Here is a 4,132-nt window from a genome sequence, read left to right as displayed (position 1 = left end):
GGGATCGCCGCCTCGTCGCTGCGCCCCTGGCCGCGGGCCTTCGCGGCGCTCCGCGGGATCGCGGCCGGCAAGCCGCTCTGGGTGGCCGCCCGCTGGAACGCGCCGTTCGCGCGGTCGCTCCGCCGGATCACGGACGAGTGGCGCCCGGAGGTGGTGCAGGCGGAGTTCAGCGCCATGGGGCAGTACCTGGGCGCGCTGGACGGGGTGCGGGCGCGGCGCGTGGTGACCGTCCACGAGCCCGCCGTCCCCGTCGCCCGGGAGCGGGTGCTGGCGGCCCGCGGGTGGGAGCGCGCCTTCTGGCGCACCGACGCGCGGCGGTGGGAGATGTTCGAGGCGGGCGTCCTCCGCCGCGCGGACGCCGCGGTCGCCTTCACCGGGCGCGACCGGGCGGAGCTGGAACGGCTCGGGACGGGGACCCCCGTCGTCCGCATCCCGCTCGCGGTCTCGCTCCCCGAGGCGGCGGCGGACCCGGTGGGCGGGCCCCGCCCGGCGCTCCTCTTCGTGGGGAGCTTCGTGCACCCGCCCAACCTGGACGCCGCCCTGCACCTGGTCTGCGACATCTTTCCGCGGCTGCGGGGGCGCTTCCCGGGGCTCCGGCTGTATCTTGTGGGCGAGGGGCCTCCCGGCGCGCTGCGGAAGTTGGCGGGAGCGGGGATCGAGGTCACCGGCTGGGTTCCGGACCTGGCGCCGCACCTGGACCGGGCGGCGGTCGTGGTGGCCCCCATCCGCCGCGGCGGCGGGATGCGGGTGAAGGTCGCGGAGGCCCTGGCGGCCGGCAAGGCGGTGGTGGGGACGCCGCTCGCCTTCGAGGGGATGGAGGTGGAGGACGGGACACACGCCCTGGTGGCCTCCGGCGCGGACGCCTTCGTGGAGGCGGTCGCCCGGCTGCTGGAGGAGCCGGAGCGGCGCGCGCGGATGGGGCGGGCGGCGCGCGAGTGGGCGCTGCGCAGCCTGGGGCCCGACCGCACCGCCGCCGCCTACGAGGCGCTGTACCGGTCGCTCCTCGACGGGTGGGGAGCGATGGAGACACGGGTGGAAGCAGCGAGATGAAGACCGACCGTACCGCCGCCGCCCTCGACCCGGGCGTCACCTGGATCCGCGCCTCGCGCGGGTGGGCCGTGCCGGACCTCCGCGAGCTGTGGAGGTACCGGGAGCTGCTGTACTTCCTGGTGTGGCGCGACGTGAAGGTGCGGTACAAGCAGACCGCACTGGGGGCCACATGGGCGATCCTCCAGCCGTTCGCCACCATGGTGGTGTTCAGCCTCTTCTTCGGGCGGCTGGCCAAGATGCCCTCGGACGGGGTGCCGTACCCGGTGTTCGCGTTCGCGGCGCTGGTCCCCTGGACCTTCTTCGCCGGCGGGCTGAGCCTCTCCAGCACCAGCCTGGTGGGGAGCCAGAACCTCCTCAAGAAGGTGTACTTCCCGCGCATGGCCATCCCGCTGGCGGCGGTGCTCTCGGGGCTGGTGGACTTCGCGCTCGCCTTCGCGGTGCTGCTGGGGATGATGCTCTACTTCGGGATGTTCCCCGGGGTGGAGTCGCTCTGGATCGTCCCCCTGCTGGCGCTGGCGCTGACCACCAGCCTGGGCGTGGGACTCTGGCTCTCCGCGCTGAACGTGCGCTACCGGGACGTCGCCTACGTGGTCCCCTTCCTGGTGCAGTTCTGGCTCTTCGCGACCCCCATCGCCTATCCGAGCAGCCTCCTGGAAGAGCCCTGGCGCACCGTCTACGGGATCAACCCCATGGTGGGCGTGGTGGAGGGCTTCCGCTGGGCGCTCCTGGGCACGGACACGGCGCCCGGGGGCGCCATCGTGGTGTCGTCGCTCGCGGCGCTGGCGCTCCTCGCGGGCGGCGCCCTCTACTTCCGCCGGATGGAGCGGACCTTCGCGGACCTGGTCTAGGGACGAATGAGCGACATCGCGATCCGCGTGGAAGGTCTCGGGAAGCGCTACCGCATCCCTCACGCCCGGCGGGCCACCATGCTGCGGGAGGCGCTGGTTGAGCGCCTCCGCGCGGCGGGCGGGCTGCTGGCGGGCCGCGGCCGCCCCCCGGCGGACGACACCTTCTGGGCGCTGCGGGACGTCTCGTTCGAGGTGGAGCGAGGCGAGGCGGTGGGGATCATCGGCGGGAACGGCGCGGGGAAGAGCACCCTCCTGAAGGTGCTGTCGCGCATCACGGAGCCCACGGAGGGGGATGCCTGGATCCACGGGCGGGTGGGATCGCTGCTGGAGGTCGGAACCGGCTTCCACGCGGAGCTGACGGGCCGCGAGAACACCTACCTCAACGGCGCGATCCTGGGGATGAAGCGGGCGGAGATCGACCAGAAGTTCGACGAGATCGTCGCGTTCGCGGGGGTGGAGCGGTTCATCGACACGCCCGTCAAGCACTATTCCAGCGGGATGTACCTGCGCCTGGCCTTCGCCGTGGCCGCACACCTTGAGCCGGAGATCCTGGTGGTGGACGAGGTCCTGGCCGTAGGCGACGCCACCTTTCAGCGCAAGTGCCTGGGGCGAATGGAGGACGTGGCCCGCCAGGGGCGCACCGTGCTCTTCGTGAGCCACAACATGGATGCCGTCCAGCGCCTCTGCTCGCGCTGCGTCCTGCTGGAGCGCGGGCGGGTGGCCGCCGTGGGCGAGAGCCGCGAGGTGGTGGCCCGGTACCTGGCGCGCGCCGGGGGCGAGCACGCGGCGGGGAGCTGGATCGAGCTGGACACCGTCGAGCGGTCCGGCTCCGGGGAGGTGCGCTTCCGCGCCATCCGCTACGGCAGCCCGGGGCCTCACGGGTCCGGCCCCGCCTTTCCGGGGGGACCGCTGCGCTTCGAGGTGGTGGTGGATTCGGACGACGACCGGGAGGTCGGCTCCCTGGCGGTGAGCCTCCGGACCCTGGGCGGCACCCTGCTGATCAACGCGGACGTCTTCGCCAGGGGGCGGGTGCTCCGGCTGCGCCGCGGCCGGAACACGGTGGTGGTGCACATCGAGGACCTCCCCCTGAACCCCGGCGTGTACTCGGTGGGGCTGTGGACCGGCGACTCCTTCGGCCCCGGGTACGACGGGGTGCCCGGGGCGTTCCAGCTCGAGGTGGTGCCCATGCACACGGAGGGGGTGGACCGCGTGTACATGGAAAGGGACGGGCTGGTCGCGTGCCGCTTCGAGGTGACCCTGGAGTACGCGCCGGAGGCCGGCGGACGCCACGAGCCCGCGGTCCCGGTGGCGGGCTCGTCCTCCGTGGGCCGGGCGTGAGCGGTCCGGAGCGGGCCGGATGAGCGGCGCGGCGGTGCGGGTCTCGGTGGTGATGCCCTTCCTGAACGCGGAGCGGTTCATCGGCGAGGCGGTGGAGAGCGTCCTGGCGCAGAGCTATCCCCACTGGGAGCTGCTGCTGGTGGACGACGGCTCCACCGACGGGAGCGGGGAGATCGCGCGCGGGTACGCCGCACGCGACCCCGACCGGGTCCGCTGCCTGTCGCACCCGGGGCGCGAGAACCGGGGCGCCAGCGCCGCCCGCAACCTGGCCCTCCGCGAGGCGCGGGGGGACCTCGTGGCGTTCCTGGACGCGGACGACGTGTGGCTCCCGGAGAAGCTCGCGGAGCAGGTCCGGCTCCTGGATGCCCACCCGGAGGTGGGGGCGCTGTACGGCAGTACTCTGTTCTGGTACGGCTGGACGGGAGCGCCGGAGGACGGGGCGCGCGACTGGCTACCGGACCTGGGCGTGCCCGTCGGCACGACGCTCGCCCCGCCGGAGCTGCTGGTCCGCTGCATCCGGGGACGGGCCGCGGTCCCCTGCACCTGCAGCATCGTGCTGCGGCGCGAGGTGGTGGAGCGGGTGGGGGGCTTCGAGGAGGGGTTCCGGCGCGTGTTCACGGACCAGGCGTTCTACACCAAGGTCTTCTCCGTCACGCCGGTGTACGTGGCGGACCGCTGCTGGGACCGCTACCGCATCCACCCGGAGTCCTCCTGCTCCACCTCCGAGCGCGAGGGAGAGCTTCGCGCGGCGCGGGGAGCATACCTTTCCTGGGCGGCGGAGTACCTCGCCGGCCGGCACCCCGCGGACGGCGAGCTCCTCCGCGCGGTGCGCTCCGCCCTGTGGCTGCACCGGCATCCGCGCATCGCGGGTGGGCTGACCGCCACCCGCCGCGGCC

4 protein-coding genes are annotated in these 4,132 nt (G+C 73.8%); all 4 read left to right on the top strand.

The annotated features are described in order from the left end of the window. A partial coding sequence (locus VGR37_04890; GenBank protein HEV2146731.1) for a glycosyltransferase family 4 protein occupies positions 1 to 1,050 on the top strand: 1,050 nt, incomplete at its 5' end. Next, positions 1,047 to 1,898 carry an ABC transporter permease gene (locus VGR37_04885; protein HEV2146730.1) on the top strand — a complete coding sequence of 284 codons (852 nt, stop codon included), beginning with the start codon at positions 1,047 to 1,049 and terminating at the stop codon, positions 1,896 to 1,898. The genes VGR37_04890 and VGR37_04885, both read left to right, overlap by 4 nt. Before the next feature lie 6 nt (positions 1,899 to 1,904). After that, on the top strand, positions 1,905 to 3,236 hold the full coding sequence (locus VGR37_04880; protein HEV2146729.1) for an ABC transporter ATP-binding protein: 1,332 nt from the start codon (positions 1,905 to 1,907) through the stop codon (positions 3,234 to 3,236). Positions 3,237 to 3,255: 19 nt separating this feature from the next. Then, positions 3,256 to 4,132: glycosyltransferase (locus VGR37_04875; GenBank protein HEV2146728.1), on the top strand; the 877-nt coding region annotated here is incomplete at its 3' end.

The sequence above is a fragment of the Longimicrobiaceae bacterium genome, assembly GCA_035936415.1.
Classification (GTDB): Bacteria; Gemmatimonadota; Gemmatimonadetes; order Longimicrobiales; family Longimicrobiaceae; genus JAFAYN01.
The sequence above is the reverse complement of the archived record's forward strand: the minus strand, read 5'-3'. Positions and strand labels throughout refer to the sequence as shown.